Consider the following 12,650-nt stretch of genomic DNA (forward strand, 5'->3'; position numbering starts at 1 on the left):
GTTGCCTCCGCGGAGTTGGTGTTGGTGTCGAGCGGTCCGGGAGAAGTCTCGAACTGGGCCGTGCCAATGGCCCGGGACGCGGCGGCGTGGGCGGAGGAACGCGGCGTGCCGCTCGTCCTCTCGTTGGTCCTGCCGCCGTGCCAGTTCGCGAGCGGGCAGGAAATTCCGTACGCGCGCCGTCAGGGGCCGTTCGCGCGGATCCTCGGGCCGCGGGCGTGTTTGGCGGTAGTCGCCGGGATCCGGCGGCTGCCGGTCTCCGGTCCCGGGTGCGTGCTCCATCTAGGCGGCGACCTCTGGTACACCACCACCCTGGCGGGTCGTCTCGGGTTTCCCGCATTTGCGTATGTGGAGACCGCGCTCGTGCGCAGGCGTGCCCACCGGTTCCAGCGCATCTTCCTGCCGTCTCAGGACCTCGCCGACGCGCTGGCAGCCGTGCGCGTGCCGCGCGACCGGATGGCCGTCGTGGGCGATCTCCGCGTGGATCACCTCGCGTCGTACCGCGATCTTGCCAATGCGTCCCGGCGCGGGGCCCGCGTGGCGCTGCTGCCGGGAAGTCGGGGCTGGATCGTGGAAGGCATGCTGCCGTTTCTGCTGGAGACTGCGTCGGCGATGCGTGCGGAGCGAGGGCAGATCCGCTTCTCCGTGATCGCCTCGCCGTTTCTCGCACCGGACGCGCTCGCGCGGATGTTGGCGCCGCATCGCGCGCGTCTGGCTGCGCTCGAGATTGACGTGGTCCAGGATGACCGCCTGCGCGCCCTCGCCGGATGCGAGCTGGCGATCACGGTGCCGGGTACGAACACCGTGGAGCTCGCGATCCTCGGCGTGCCGATGCTCGTCGTATTGCCGCTCGACCGCCCGGGCCGCATTCGCACCGAGGGCATGAGCGAGTGGATCAGCCGGCTCCCGGGGCTCGGCACCGCGGTCAAGACGGCGATGGCCTGGCGGTTTGCGCGCCGGCATCAGTTCGTCGCGTGGCCGAACCGCGAAGCCGGCCGTGAGGTCGTGCCGGAGCTGGTCGGTCACATCGCTCCCGCGGACGTGTCGTGTCGGGCGCTGGAACTGCTCGCGGACGGCACGTGTCTCGACCGCACCGCCGGCGAGTTGCGCGGCCTGTACGCGACCCCCCCCGGGGTCGCGCGACGCATGCTCGAGGAGATGGCGCCCTTTCTCTCCCTGACCCCGGGCCGGCGCGCCGCGCTCGCGTGAAGCGGCTGCTCGTCGTCAGCAACGGCTACGGGGAGGACGTCGAGGTGGCGCAGGTGATTGGAGCGCTCCCGTCCGGCGCCGTTGAGGTGTTCGCATACCCGCTCGTCGGCCTCGGGCACGCCTACCCCGCCGGCGTCACGCTGCTCGATCCCCGCCGCGAGTTCCCGAGCGGCGGGTTCGGCGCCCGGGTGGGACCGGCGGCGCTGTGGGGGGATCTCCGCCGAGGGTGGCTGCGATTCTGGCGGGCGCAGCGGCGGACGCTGCGGGCGCAGCGCGGCCGAGCGGCCCTCACCGTGGCTGCCGGGGACGTGTACTGCCTGTGGATGGCCGCCGCGGCCGGCGGTCCGGTCGTGCACCTCGCGCTGCCTCGGTCCGAGTACATCGGTCCGCACTCGCCGCTCGAGTTGTGGGTGATGCGGCGAGCCGCCTCGCGCGTGTTCACGCGGGATGACGTGACCGCCGCGGCGTTGCGGCGGCGCGGGATCCCCGCGGAGTACCGCGGCTTTACGCTGATGGACACGCTCGCTCCAACCGGGGAGACGTTTGGGATCCCCTCCGGCCGGTCCGTGCTCACGCTCTTGCCCGGCAGTAAGCCGGCGGCGTTCGACAACCTGCTCCTGCTGCTGCGTGCGGCGGAACTGGTCTCGCCGGGGGGCGGCGAACGCCCGGCCGTGCTCGTGGCGTGGCCTCCCAACCTGTCGCGCGACCAGCTCCGGCGCGCCATGGAGACCGCGGGCGCGCACTGGGACGACTCCGATCGGTTCCGGTGCCGCGGGCTCGACGTGCGGGTCACGAGCGACCGGTTCGCCGACGCGCTCGCACGTGCGACGGTCGTGTTGGGCATGGCCGGCGCCGCGCACGAGCAGGCGGCCGGGCTCGGCAAACCCGTGGTGGCATTCCCGGGCACGGGACCGCAGGTCACGCGGCGGTTTCTCCGGGAGCAGCAGCGGTTGCTGGGAGACGCGCTCGTGGTCGCCGGAACGCCTGAGGAGGGAGCCGCCGAGACGTCGGCGCTGCTGCGCGACGCCAGGGAGCGAGAGCGGCGCGGCCGCGTTGGCCGGGAGCGCCAGGGCGGCCCGGGCGGGTCGTCGGCGATCGCGCAATATCTTCTCGAGAGACTGGGCGCGTGACGGTCCTCCGGCGGAGCGCGTCGTGAGGGACGCCGGGCCCTCCGAGGCCGGGCGTCCCGAGCCGACCGGGGGGCGCGACCGGCTGTGGACCGCGGTCCTCCTCGCCGGCGCTGCCGTCCTGACGTTCTACCGGCTCGGCGCCGGATCGCTGTGGGACCAGGACGAGACGAAATACGCGCAGGTCGCCCGGGAAATCCTCGAGCGGGGCGACTGGGTGACGTTGTACGTGAACCATGTTCCGTGGTACGTGCACCCGCCGTTCTATATGTGGTTGACCGCGCTCACGGGCAGCGCCTTCGGCTTCAGCGAGCTCACCGTGCGGTTCTGGTCCGGCGTCTTCAGCGTCGTCGCCGTGTATGCCACGGTCTTGATCGGACGCGACCTGTTCGGCCCTCGGGTCGGCTGGCTCGCCGGTGCGGTGTTCGCGGTCACGTTTCATTTCCTCGTGCAATCGCGCCTCGCGGTCTTCGACACCGTGTTGCTCGCGTGGATGCTGCTCGGCGTGCACGCGTTCCTTCGGGCGTACCAGCACGGCCGGCGCGCGGACTGGCTGCGCTTCTTCCTGTACTGCGGGCTCGCCACCTTGACCAAGGGGCCGATCGGTCTGATCCTGCCCGGGCTGGTCGCGGCCGCGTTCGTCACGGTTCGAGGCGCCTGGCACCGGTGGCGCGAGGTGCCCTGGGCGGCCGGGATCGCGGTGTACGTCGCCGTCGGGCTGTCGTGGTACGGTGCCGAGACGTGGCTTCACGGCCGGGCGTTCGTGTCGACCGTGTTCGGGTACTACGGCGTCGGGCGGTTCTTCGGGGTCGTGGAGAACCAGGCCGGCCCGTGGTACTACTACGTGCCGATCCTGGTGCTCGGCGCGTTCCCCTGGACGGCGTTCTGGCCGGCGGCGGCGGCGTTTCACGGGCGCCGGCTGCGCGACGACGGGAGCCTGTTCGTCGCGCTGTGGTGCGTGCTCACGTTTGCGTTCTACACGGCGGCGGGGACGAAGCTGCCGAACTACGTCCTGCCGATCTATCCGCTGGCGGCGGTCGGGGTGGCCGCGTGGTGGGAGGCGTTCTTGCCGGTGCGGCGGCTGGGGTGGGAGGGCTGGATGTCCCTGGCGCTCCTCGTCGTGCTGCTGGGCGCGCTGTGCTGGGGGATCGGCGGCTACCTCGCCCAGCTCTATCCCGCGCGGTTTCACGCGCTGGGTCACCTGCTCGTCGCGCCGGCGGTGGCGCTCGCGGCCGGGGTCGCGCTGGTGCTGGTGCTGACGGTGACGGGGGCCCGGCTTGCCGCGCTGCTCGCGATGTGCGCGGCGATGGCCGTCACGTGGCTCAGCGTCGTGACGTGGGTGGTGCCGGTGGTCGAGGCGGAGAAGCCGATGAAGCCGCTCGCGCTCGAGATTCGTGCGGCGCTTCGCCCCGGCGATCGGATCATCGGGTACCGGTTCGACATCTACTCGTCGCTCATCTACTACACCGACCACCATGTCGACTGGATCGACGATCCGAGGGCCCTGCGTGCGGCCGTATGCGCGCCCGGCCGGGTGTTTGTCGTGAGCCACCTGGACGAGCTGGCGCGGGTGCGGCTGCCCGCGGTCGTCTCGAGGTACGCGGTGCGGGGGGACGTCGTGGCCGTGGTGAAACCGGCGGAGGCGCACTGCACGCCGTAGCGGGGCGGATCGGCGGGGCGCTACGGAATCGGGTCTGGGCCCGATCACGTGCCGGCGCGTCGGATGGTACCGTGAGGATGGTGCCCGTTGGGACGGCCGAGTCTAGATGACGGCGAGGTGGAGTCACGATGCCGGTGCTCACGGATCAGGTCCGCGCTCAGGTGTCCAAGGTGTTCTCCGAACGGCTCGACGCCCCCGTGACGCTCCAGTTGTTTACACAGCGGGCTTCGCCGCTCGGTGCGCCTGCGCTCCCGTGTGAGACGTGTCAGGATACCGAGGCGCTCCTGCGTGAGGTCGCGGCGCTGTCAGCGCACATTACGCTCGCCGTTCGAGACTTCGTCGCGGACGAGAGTGTCGCCCTGCGCCTCGGGGTCGATCGAATCCCCGCCATGGTGTTCCAGGGTCGCAACAAGGGCGTGATGCGGTACTTCGGGGTGCCGGCCGGATACGAGTTCAGCGTGCTTGTCGAAGGCCTGATCGACGCCGCGCGTGGCGAAACCGCCCTGAGCGCGGCCACCCGTGAACGGGTGGCCGCCCTCGCGTCGCCGATCCAGATCCGCGTGCTCGTGACCCCGACCTGACCGTATTGTCCCCGTGCGGCCAGGTTGGCCCACGCACTCGCGGTCGAAAGCCCGCACGTGACGGCGGATGTGATCGAGGTCGCGGAGTTTCCCGAGCTCGCACAGCGGTACCACGTCCAGGGTGTTCCGAAGACCATCATCAACGAGCAGGTCTCGGTCGATGGCGCCGTCCCGGAGTCGCGCCTGCTGGCGCTGGTCCTCGACGCGGTCGGACGCGGACATGCGCCCTAGCCCCCGGCGCCCCCGCGCGGCGGCGAGGAGCGGGCGTGTGCGGATGGCGGATGGGCTGAGGAGGGTGCGGGGATGTTGACGACGTACGGATTTGGGACGCGGGTGTCGCTCCCCTACGATCAGGCGATCGAGCGCACGCGTGCGCTGCTCAAAGCGGAAGGGTTCGGCGTGCTCACGGAGATCGATGTTCAGAAGACAATGAAGGAGAAGCTCGGCGTGGAGTTCCGTCGGTACGTCATTATCGGCGCGTGCAATCCGCCGCTCGCGCACCGGGCGCTCGAGGCCGAGTTGGAGATCGGTCTGCTGCTCCCCTGCAACGTCATCGTGTACGAGGCCGATGGCGGGAGCGTGGTGTCCGTCATGGATCCCAACGCGGCACTCGGTATGGTAGGCAACGACGCCGTCCGCCCGATCGCGCAGGAGGCGCGGGCTCGCCTGGAGCGGGTCGTCTCGCGACTGCGGGAGGCCTGAGCCCCGCGTCGGGCGAGGTGAAACCAGGGGGGTAACGCGAGGGCCATGTATCGCCGTATTCTGATTCCCACCGACGGGAGCGCGTGTAGCCAACTCGCGCTCGAGCACGCACTTGGGCTCGCCAAGGAACAGCAGGCCGAGGTCAGGATCGTCCACGTGCTCGACCTGCAGCCGCTGTACACCTCCGAGGCCCTGGACGTCGAACCGATCGTCGACGCGTGGCGGCGCTCCGCGGAGGCGGTGGTCACCGAGGCCGCCGCGGCCGCCGCACGGTCCGGCGTCCACGCGGAACACGCCGTGCTTGAGGCGCTGGGCCACCGCGTGGCGGACGTCATCGTCGACGAGAGCAAGCGCTGGCAGGCCGACCTGATCGTGATCGGAACGCACGGCCGGCGCGGACTTCACCATGTCCTGCTTGGGAGCGTGGCGGAGGGGGTCGTGCGGACCACGACCGTGCCCGTGCTGCTGATCCGTGGCAGGTGACGCGCGGGACGGTACGCCCGCGGTCGATGCCGCGGCGTCGACGCGCGTGCCCAGCGGCCTGACCACCCAGGAGGCCGAGGAGCGCCTCCGCCGGTTCGGCCCGAACGCCATCCGTGAAGAAACGCCGCCGGCTTGGCGGGCGCTGCTCGGGAAGTTTTGGGCGCCGGTGCCCTGGATGCTCGAAGGCACGATCGTGCTCGAACTGCTGCTTCGGAAGCCGTTCGAAGCGGTGGTGTTCGCGCTCCTGCTGGCGTTCAACGGGATCCTCGGCTTTGCCCAGGAGCACCGTGCCGAGCGCGCGCTCCGGCTCCTGCGGGAGCGGCTCGCGGTCCAGGCCCGGGTGCGCCGCGACGGGCGGTGGGACCGGTTGCCCGCAGCCGTGCTGGTTCCCGGCGACGTCGTGCACGTGCGCGCCGGCGACTTCGTGCCGGCGGACCTGCGCTTGGTCGACGGCCATCTCGGCATCGACCAGTCGGCGCTCACGGGCGAGGCCCTCCCGATCGAGGCGGAGGCCGGCGCCACCGCGTTCGTCGGCTCGGTGGTGAAGGACGGCGAGGCGACCGGGGAAGTCACGGCGACGGGTGCCGGGACGGCGTACGGCAAGACCGCGGAGCTCGTCCGCACGGCTGTCGCGCCGGGGCATCTGGCAACGCTGGTCGCGGGCATCGTGCGCTACCTTGTCGTGTTCGATCTCCTGCTGGTCGCGGCCCTGATCGCCTACGCGGTGGCCGCGCGGCTACCCATGACCGATGTGCTTCCGTTCGGCGCCATCATTCTGATTGCCGCCATCCCGGTGGCGCTCCCAGCGACGTTTACGCTCGCGACGGTGCTCGGGGCGATGGAGCTCGCCGGTCGCGGCGTGCTGGTCGCACGGCTGTCGGCGATCGAAGAAGCCGCCGAGATGGACGTGCTCTGCGCGGACAAGACGGGGACGCTCACCCAGAACCGCTCCGCTATCGCCGCGCTTGCGCCGACCCCGCCGTACACGGAAGCCGAGCTCCTCGGGTGGGCTGCCCTTGCCTGCGACGAAGCGACGCAGGACCCCATCGACCAGGCGATCCTCACCGCCGCCCGGGCGCGGCAGGTGCCGTTGCCGTTCACGGGGCGGGTGCGGTTTGTTCCGTTCGACCCCGCGACGAAACGGTCCGGAGTGATCTTTCACGACGGGGACGTTGCTCGACAGGTGGTGAAAGGCGCGGTCCAGGTCGTCGTGCCGGAAGGCGCGCCGGACCGCGCCTGGGCGGCCGAACGCCGGGACGCGCTCGCGGCCGGCGGGGCCCGCGTGCTCGCGGTGGCGGCGGGCCGACCCGACGCCCTGGCGCTCGTCGGGCTCGTTGCGCTGCATGATCCTCCGCGCGACGACTCCAAGACGCTCGTGCGGCGTCTCCGTGATCTCGGGATCCGTGTTGTCATGGTCACGGGAGACGGGCTCGCCACCGCGGCGGCCGTCGCGGCGCAGGTCGGCATCGGGCCGCGCGCGGCTCCCGCGGGGATGCTCGACCAGGTGCAGGATCCTGAGGCGGCGCGCTACGACATCTTCGCCCGGGTGTTGCCCGAGGGCAAGTTCAACCTCGTCAGCGCGTTGCAGCGCGACGGCCATCGCGTCGGCATGACGGGCGACGGCGTCAACGACGCCCCTGCGTTGCGGCAGGCCGAGGTCGGCATCGCCGTCGCCACCGCCACTGACGTCGCCAAGGCCGCCGCCGGCCTCGTGCTGACACGCTCGGGCCTGGTGAACATCGTGACGGCGGTGGAGGTGAGCCGGCGGATCCACCAGCGCATGCTCACGTACACGCTCAACAAGATCGTGAAGACGTTCGAGTTGTCGCTCTTGCTGACGTTGGGCCTCATCGTCGGCGGCATCTTCGTCACGACGCCGCTGTTGATCGTTCTGCTACTGTTCGCGAACGACTTCGTGACCATGTCCGTCGCGACGGATCTGGCCCGGGCTGCGCCCGCGCCCGACCGCTGGGACGTGCGCGCGCTCGTTCTTGCCGCGCTCGGTGTGGCGGGCGTGCTGCTGGCGTTTTCGAGCGGCGTCGTGTGGGCCGGCTGGCGGGTGTGGCACCTGCCGCTCTCCACGTTGCAGACCGTGGTGTTTCTCTGGCTGGTGGTGGGGATGCAGGCGACCGTCTACCCCGTGCGGGAGCGAGGGCGGTGGTGGGGCTCCCGGCCGGGCCGCTGGCTTGTCGTGAGCACCGTCGGGGACCTGGCGGCCGTGAGCCTGCTGGCAACCCGGGGCTGGCTGATGGCGCCTGTCGGCCCCGGAGTCATCGGCGCGCTCCTCGTCGTGGGGGCCGTGTACATGGTGGTTGCCGATCTCGTGAAAGTGCCGGTGTTTCGAGCCTGCGGGCTGCGCTGAGGGCGCACGGGCCATCGGAGGCGTCCGCACGGCGGGTAGCGCGCCTTCATCCCCAGAGGAGTCCGACCGGGGCGAGTGGTAGTCATCCGCAACGACGTGCGCCCGTGCGGCGACGACGCGGCATCTGGGTGGAGGCACACCAGAATGGTCTCGACCGACACGCACGAGCGGCGTCACACTCGGAAATGTTTCTGGAGCCGGGCGTCCCAGGCGGCGTTCGTCGCGTTCTTGCTGCTGGGCACCGCGACCACCGTCCTCGGCGCCGGGACGGTCCCACCGGTCGGCTACGACGGGGCGACGCACACCGTGTCCTTGAGCCTTACCGCGGCACAGGCAGACGCATACAACTTCAACGGTTACGCCGGCGGTGCGCTGGTCGTGAAGGTGCCGACGGGAAGCACGGTGCAGGTGACGATGCGGAACGTCGCGGCGGACGTTTCGCACAGCGTGCTCGTGGCACCCTGGGACCAGCGCACCAAAGGGAGCGGGTTCACGCCGGCATTTCCCGGTGCGGCGCCCGCCGACTTCGAGACGGGGATCACGTCGCACGACCCTCCGCTGCACTTCACCTTTTCCGCCCGCAGCGCCGGGACATATGCCCTTCTCTGCGGCGTGCCGGGGCATGCCCTGATCGGCATGTGGGACGAACTCGACGTTGTGGACGGACTGAGCGCGCCGTCCGCGACGACCAAGTGAGGCGCGTGGGCACGCGCGACGCGGACATCGAAGAGGAGGGGGCTGAGATGGACCGTGAACCTGCTGCTGGACCGGGTACAGAGTGGAACGGTGGACTGTCCCGCCGGGCGTTGCTCTATCGATCGGGGACGATCGCTGGGGTGGTCGCGTTTGCTGGAGCGTGGCCGTTGGTCCGCGACGCGTTGGCGCAGGAGCCAGCAATCCCCGGGGTCGCCGCGGGGATGAAAGTGATTAGCCGGTCACCGATCAACCTGGAAACGCCGATCCCGCCGCTGCGGACATGGATCACGCCCAACGACTGGTTCTTCGTCCGCTTGCACTTGCCAGGGTACGCGCAGCTCAACCGGGAGACGTGGCAGATGACAATAGACGGAGCAGTCGGACAACCCCTCCGTCTCGCGTGGGCCGACATGCAGCGGTTTACACATGTCGAGCTCACCGCATGGGTCCAGTGCGCGGGCAACCGGCGCGGACACTTCCAGCCCAAGGCCGCGGGCGGGCAGTGGGATCGCGGGGCCGTCGGGAACGCCCGATGGTCCGGCGTACGCCTGCGTGACGTGCTGCTGTCGGCCAACCCCACGGTGAAAGCGCATCATGTGGCGTTTGAGGGGAGCGATCCCAACGGTGCCGCTCCACCGTACGTCCGCAGCATCCCGATCGAGAAGGCCCTCGACCCCAACACGTTGCTGGTCTTCGAGATGAATGGCCAGCCGTTGCCGACCCTCCACGGATTCCCGGTTCGCGCGCTCGTGCCGGGATGGGTCGGATCGGCCAACGTGAAGTGGATCCGAGCGATTCACCTGGTGGAGGAGGAGTGGAACGGACCGTATATGAAGGACCTCTACCGGATCAATCCGGTCCCCATGAACCCGACCGACAAAACCTTCAGCTTCTCCCAGGACTTCGTTCCCACCACGGTGTTCCCGGTGAACTCATTCTTTACATCGCCCGTCACGGGCGACACGCTCCCAGCGGGCTCCGTGACCCTTGCTGGGGTCGCCTACGCGGGGGAGACTGGAATCGCGAAGATCGAGGTCTCCGTGGACGGCGGGGCGTGGCGGCCGGCGCGGATCACGACGCCTGGGTCCGCGTACGCATGGTATCAGTGGGAGTTGGTGGAGACGCTTGCCCGCGGACGGCACGAGATCGCCGCACGCGCGACCGACTGGCGGGGCCGCACCCAGCCGCGTGAGGGATTGTGGAACCCTCAAGGGTACTTCTATAATGCCTGGGACGTGCTCGCGTTGACCGCCTCCTAGTCGTGCCCATCGGGCGGCGCCGTTCCGCGTCGAACCTTCTGCATCTCGCATTGGGAGGCAGACGGATCGCGGCACCCACTCCGCTCGGCGTGCCACTCTGGCCAGGGCGTGGGCGAGGTCGCGGCCATGGGGCTCACGTTGATCGTCGTGGCTCTTCGTTCTGGGGTACCGGTCTTTCGGAACACCGTGCCGTCGGCTCCCGCGGGCTGCCCTGAGCGGAAGGTGTTTTGCCGGTCGCGTCCGTTGTGGTAGGCTTCGAGGGACGGCGAACACGGGGGACAGTTCGGGCATGAGGATCCTGGTCACGGGTGGGGCGGGGTTTATCGGGTCGACACTGAGCGAGCGGTTGCTCGCGCTCGGGCACGAGGTGACGTGCCTGGACATCTTCGACTCGCACTACGATCCGGCGATCAAGCGGCACAACCTGGCGGGCGCGGCGCGGTCGCCGCGCTTTCGGCTGGTGGAGGGCGACATCGGGGACGCCGCGCTGATCGACCGGCTCTTGCTCGAGCAGGTGGATAGCGTGGTGCACCTGGCGGCCCGGCCGGGGGTGCGTCCCTCGATTGCGGATCCCGCCGCGTACGAGCGCGTCAACGTGCTCGGCACGATCACGCTGCTCGAGGCGTGTCGGCGCCACCCGGTGCGTCACGTCGTGTTCGCCTCGTCGTCGTCGGTCTATGGCCTCTCGCGCGACATCCCGTTTCACGAGGAGACGAGCCGGCTGCTCCCGGCATCGCCGTACGGCGTCACGAAGCTGGCGGGCGAGTACTTCTGCCGTGCATACCAGCACCTCCATACGATCCCGATCACATGCCTGCGGTTTTTCACGGTGTACGGCCCCCGGCAGCGCCCCGACATGGCGATCCACCGCTTCGTGCGCCTGATCGACGAAGGGAAGCCGATCCCGGTATACGGGGACGGCACCGCGCGGCGAGACTTTACGTACATCGACGACGTCGTGGACGGGGTGGTGCGGGCGATCGAGCGCCCGCAGAGGTTCAAGATCTACAATCTGGGGACCCACGACACCGTGATGTTGCGCGATCTCGTCGCGGTGATCGAGCGCGCCCTCGGCAAGACGGCCGCGATTTCGCGGCAGCCCGATCAGCCGGGAGATGTCCCGATCACCTACGCGGACGTGAGCGCGGCCGGACGCGACCTGGGGTACGCACCGTCCACGCACATCGAGGCGGGCGTCGCGCGGTTCGTGGAGTGGTTCCGGGCGTCGCGGGCGGCCCTCGCCTCACCGGACAGTTCGGCCGGCAGCACGTAGTCGGGCGCACACGCATTCCGGCGCGCCGCGCATGACGACGGAGCACGCGCACAATGAACAACCGCTGGGTGGCGGACAGCTCTCGCCCGTCGTGCGCGTCGGGGACACCATCCGACGTCCGACGGGTCCGTGGACGCCCGCCGTCCACGCGCTCCTCGCGCACCTCGAGCAGGCGGGCTACCCCGGGGCGCCGCGGGCCCTCGGGACCGATGACCAGGAGCGCGAGATTTTGTCGTTCGTCCCCGGCGAGGTGCCCGCTCCGGACAACCCGCCGCCGTATGTCTGGGCGGAGTCCGCGTTGACGGGGGCGGCGCGGTTGCTGCGACAGTACCACGACGTCGTTGCCGATTTCGTCCCTCCCCGCGGCGCCGTGTGGCAGACGGACGACGCGTCAGGACAGGAGCGCGAGATCATCTGTCACAACGACGTGGCGCCGTGGAACACCGGGTTCCTGGACGGGGTCCCGAGCGCGTTCATCGACTGGGACTTGGCCGGACCGGGCCGGCGGCTGTGGGACGTCGTGTACGCGCTGTGGCATTTCGTTCCGCTGTACGCCGAAGAGAAGTGCGCCCGCCTGGGATGCGATCCTTCCCTGGACGAGCGCGCCCGGCGCGCCCGCAGCTTTTGCGACGCGTACCGGCTTCCCGACGGTGCGGTGGTGATCGACGCGGTGCTCGAGCGACAGTGGCGCGCCCGCGAGCGCATCCGCACGCGGGCCGAGCGCGGGGACCCGGCGTTCGTCGGGTTGTGGCGCCGAGGCGTCGGGACGGGTATACTCCACGACCTCGCGTTCGTGAGACGCAACGCGGTGACGCTGGCCCGCTATGTGAGCCACACCGGCGGCCGGTAGCGACCCCCTCCGTCAGCCGGCGAACGGACTAGCGAGCCGCGGCCGTTCCGCCGGACACCGCACGTCCCGAGACCCCGCACCCGGCCATGAGCGCGACGGCGGCGGAGTCGCCGGTCGCCGTCGTTCCGCTCCACACCGAGTCCGCCCAGTTCCTGAAGTCCCCCAACGTATCGCCCTGGCGGTCGAGACATTGGAACGTTGACAGTGTGACCTGAGTGTTGATGCTGCCGCTCTGGGCCGCGTGTGCGAACAGCGAGACGGTGTCGTAGACGCCCGCGGCATACCCGTTTCGGAACGTGTCGTTGTCGCGCCGGACGTCTGAGATCCCCTCGAAGTACGCGCCCGGCGACGCGACGGCCGCCACGGCGGACCCGACAAGAAAGGATAGCACGCATCCTGCGATCATCTTCCGCATGATCATCCCCCCGCAACCGCGTCTGCCCGACCATTG

12 protein-coding genes and 1 pseudogene are annotated in these 12,650 nt (G+C 70.2%); 12 read left to right on the plus strand and 1 reads right to left on the minus strand.

What is annotated here, in order from left to right:
* From VKZ50_09985 to VKZ50_10040, 12 genes and pseudogenes are all read left to right on the plus strand, one after another.
* Positions 1–1,206 (plus strand): hypothetical protein (locus tag VKZ50_09985; GenBank protein ID HLJ60050.1); only part of this gene is annotated, 1,206 nt, incomplete at its 5' end.
* Entirely contained in the window at positions 1,203–2,336 is a 1,134-nt protein-coding gene (locus tag VKZ50_09990) for a lipid-A-disaccharide synthase-related protein (GenBank protein ID HLJ60051.1), read from the plus strand. The genes VKZ50_09985 and VKZ50_09990, both read left to right, overlap by 4 nt.
* A 22-nt stretch (positions 2,337–2,358) precedes the next feature.
* Positions 2,359–3,993, plus strand: coding sequence for a glycosyltransferase family 39 protein (locus VKZ50_09995; GenBank protein ID HLJ60052.1), 1,635 nt, complete (start codon positions 2,359–2,361; stop codon positions 3,991–3,993).
* A gap of 128 nt (positions 3,994–4,121) precedes the next feature.
* Positions 4,122–4,574: a hypothetical protein gene (locus VKZ50_10000; protein HLJ60053.1), complete on the plus strand. Its 453-nt coding sequence runs from the start codon at positions 4,122–4,124 to the stop codon at positions 4,572–4,574.
* Positions 4,575–4,586: 12 nt separating this feature from the next.
* Positions 4,587–4,805: pseudogene (locus tag VKZ50_10005) on the plus strand (thioredoxin family protein).
* A gap of 72 nt (positions 4,806–4,877) precedes the next feature.
* The gene (locus VKZ50_10010; GenBank protein ID HLJ60054.1) at positions 4,878–5,276 is read left to right on the plus strand and encodes a DUF302 domain-containing protein; all 399 of its coding nucleotides are present in this window, start codon (positions 4,878–4,880) and stop codon (positions 5,274–5,276) included.
* A 45-nt stretch (positions 5,277–5,321) separates the two neighbouring features.
* Positions 5,322–5,759 carry a universal stress protein gene (locus VKZ50_10015; GenBank protein HLJ60055.1) on the plus strand — a complete coding sequence of 146 codons (438 nt, stop codon included), beginning with the start codon at positions 5,322–5,324 and terminating at the stop codon, positions 5,757–5,759.
* Positions 5,749–8,121, plus strand: coding sequence for a plasma-membrane proton-efflux P-type ATPase (locus VKZ50_10020; GenBank protein ID HLJ60056.1), 2,373 nt, complete (start codon positions 5,749–5,751; stop codon positions 8,119–8,121). Before VKZ50_10015 ends, VKZ50_10020 begins: the two co-directional genes overlap by 11 nt.
* A 144-nt stretch (positions 8,122–8,265) precedes the next feature.
* The gene (locus tag VKZ50_10025) at positions 8,266–8,817 is read left to right on the plus strand and encodes a sulfocyanin-like copper-binding protein (protein ID HLJ60057.1); all 552 of its coding nucleotides are present in this window, start codon (positions 8,266–8,268) and stop codon (positions 8,815–8,817) included.
* A gap of 47 nt (positions 8,818–8,864) precedes the next feature.
* On the plus strand, positions 8,865–10,076 hold the full coding sequence (locus VKZ50_10030; GenBank protein ID HLJ60058.1) for a sulfite oxidase: 1,212 nt from the start codon (positions 8,865–8,867) through the stop codon (positions 10,074–10,076).
* Between the two features lie 289 nt (positions 10,077–10,365).
* Entirely contained in the window at positions 10,366–11,349 is a 984-nt protein-coding gene (locus tag VKZ50_10035; GenBank protein ID HLJ60059.1) for an NAD-dependent epimerase/dehydratase family protein, read from the plus strand.
* A 31-nt stretch (positions 11,350–11,380) separates the two neighbouring features.
* Positions 11,381–12,199, plus strand: a complete 819-nt coding sequence (locus VKZ50_10040; protein ID HLJ60060.1) for an aminoglycoside phosphotransferase family protein — start codon at positions 11,381–11,383, stop codon at positions 12,197–12,199.
* A gap of 28 nt (positions 12,200–12,227) precedes the next feature.
* Here VKZ50_10040 and VKZ50_10045 read toward each other — a convergent pair whose 3' ends face one another.
* The gene (locus VKZ50_10045) at positions 12,228–12,614 is read right to left on the minus strand and encodes a hypothetical protein (protein HLJ60061.1); all 387 of its coding nucleotides are present in this window, start codon (positions 12,612–12,614) and stop codon (positions 12,228–12,230) included.
* Positions 12,615–12,650: the final 36 nt, after the last annotated feature.

This window comes from bacterium (assembly GCA_035295165.1).
Taxonomy (GTDB): Bacteria; Sysuimicrobiota; Sysuimicrobiia; order Sysuimicrobiales; family Segetimicrobiaceae; genus JAJPIA01.

Excerpts from the sequence above, each read along its gene's own strand:
- VKZ50_10025 (HLJ60057.1), top strand. The coding sequence starts at position 8,266 with ATGGTCTCGACCGACACGCACGAGCGGCGTCACACTCGGAAATGTTTC.
- VKZ50_10010 (HLJ60054.1), top strand. The coding sequence starts at position 4,878 with ATGTTGACGACGTACGGATTTGGGACGCGGGTGTCGCTCCCCTACGAT.
- VKZ50_10035 (HLJ60059.1), top strand. The coding sequence starts at position 10,366 with ATGAGGATCCTGGTCACGGGTGGGGCGGGGTTTATCGGGTCGACACTG.
- VKZ50_10000 (HLJ60053.1), top strand. The coding sequence starts at position 4,122 with ATGCCGGTGCTCACGGATCAGGTCCGCGCTCAGGTGTCCAAGGTGTTC.
- VKZ50_10030 (HLJ60058.1), top strand. The coding sequence starts at position 8,865 with ATGGACCGTGAACCTGCTGCTGGACCGGGTACAGAGTGGAACGGTGGA.
- VKZ50_10015 (HLJ60055.1), top strand. The coding sequence starts at position 5,322 with ATGTATCGCCGTATTCTGATTCCCACCGACGGGAGCGCGTGTAGCCAA.
- VKZ50_10045 (HLJ60061.1), bottom strand. The coding sequence starts at position 12,614 with ATGCGGAAGATGATCGCAGGATGCGTGCTATCCTTTCTTGTCGGGTCC.
- VKZ50_10040 (HLJ60060.1), top strand. The coding sequence starts at position 11,381 with ATGACGACGGAGCACGCGCACAATGAACAACCGCTGGGTGGCGGACAG.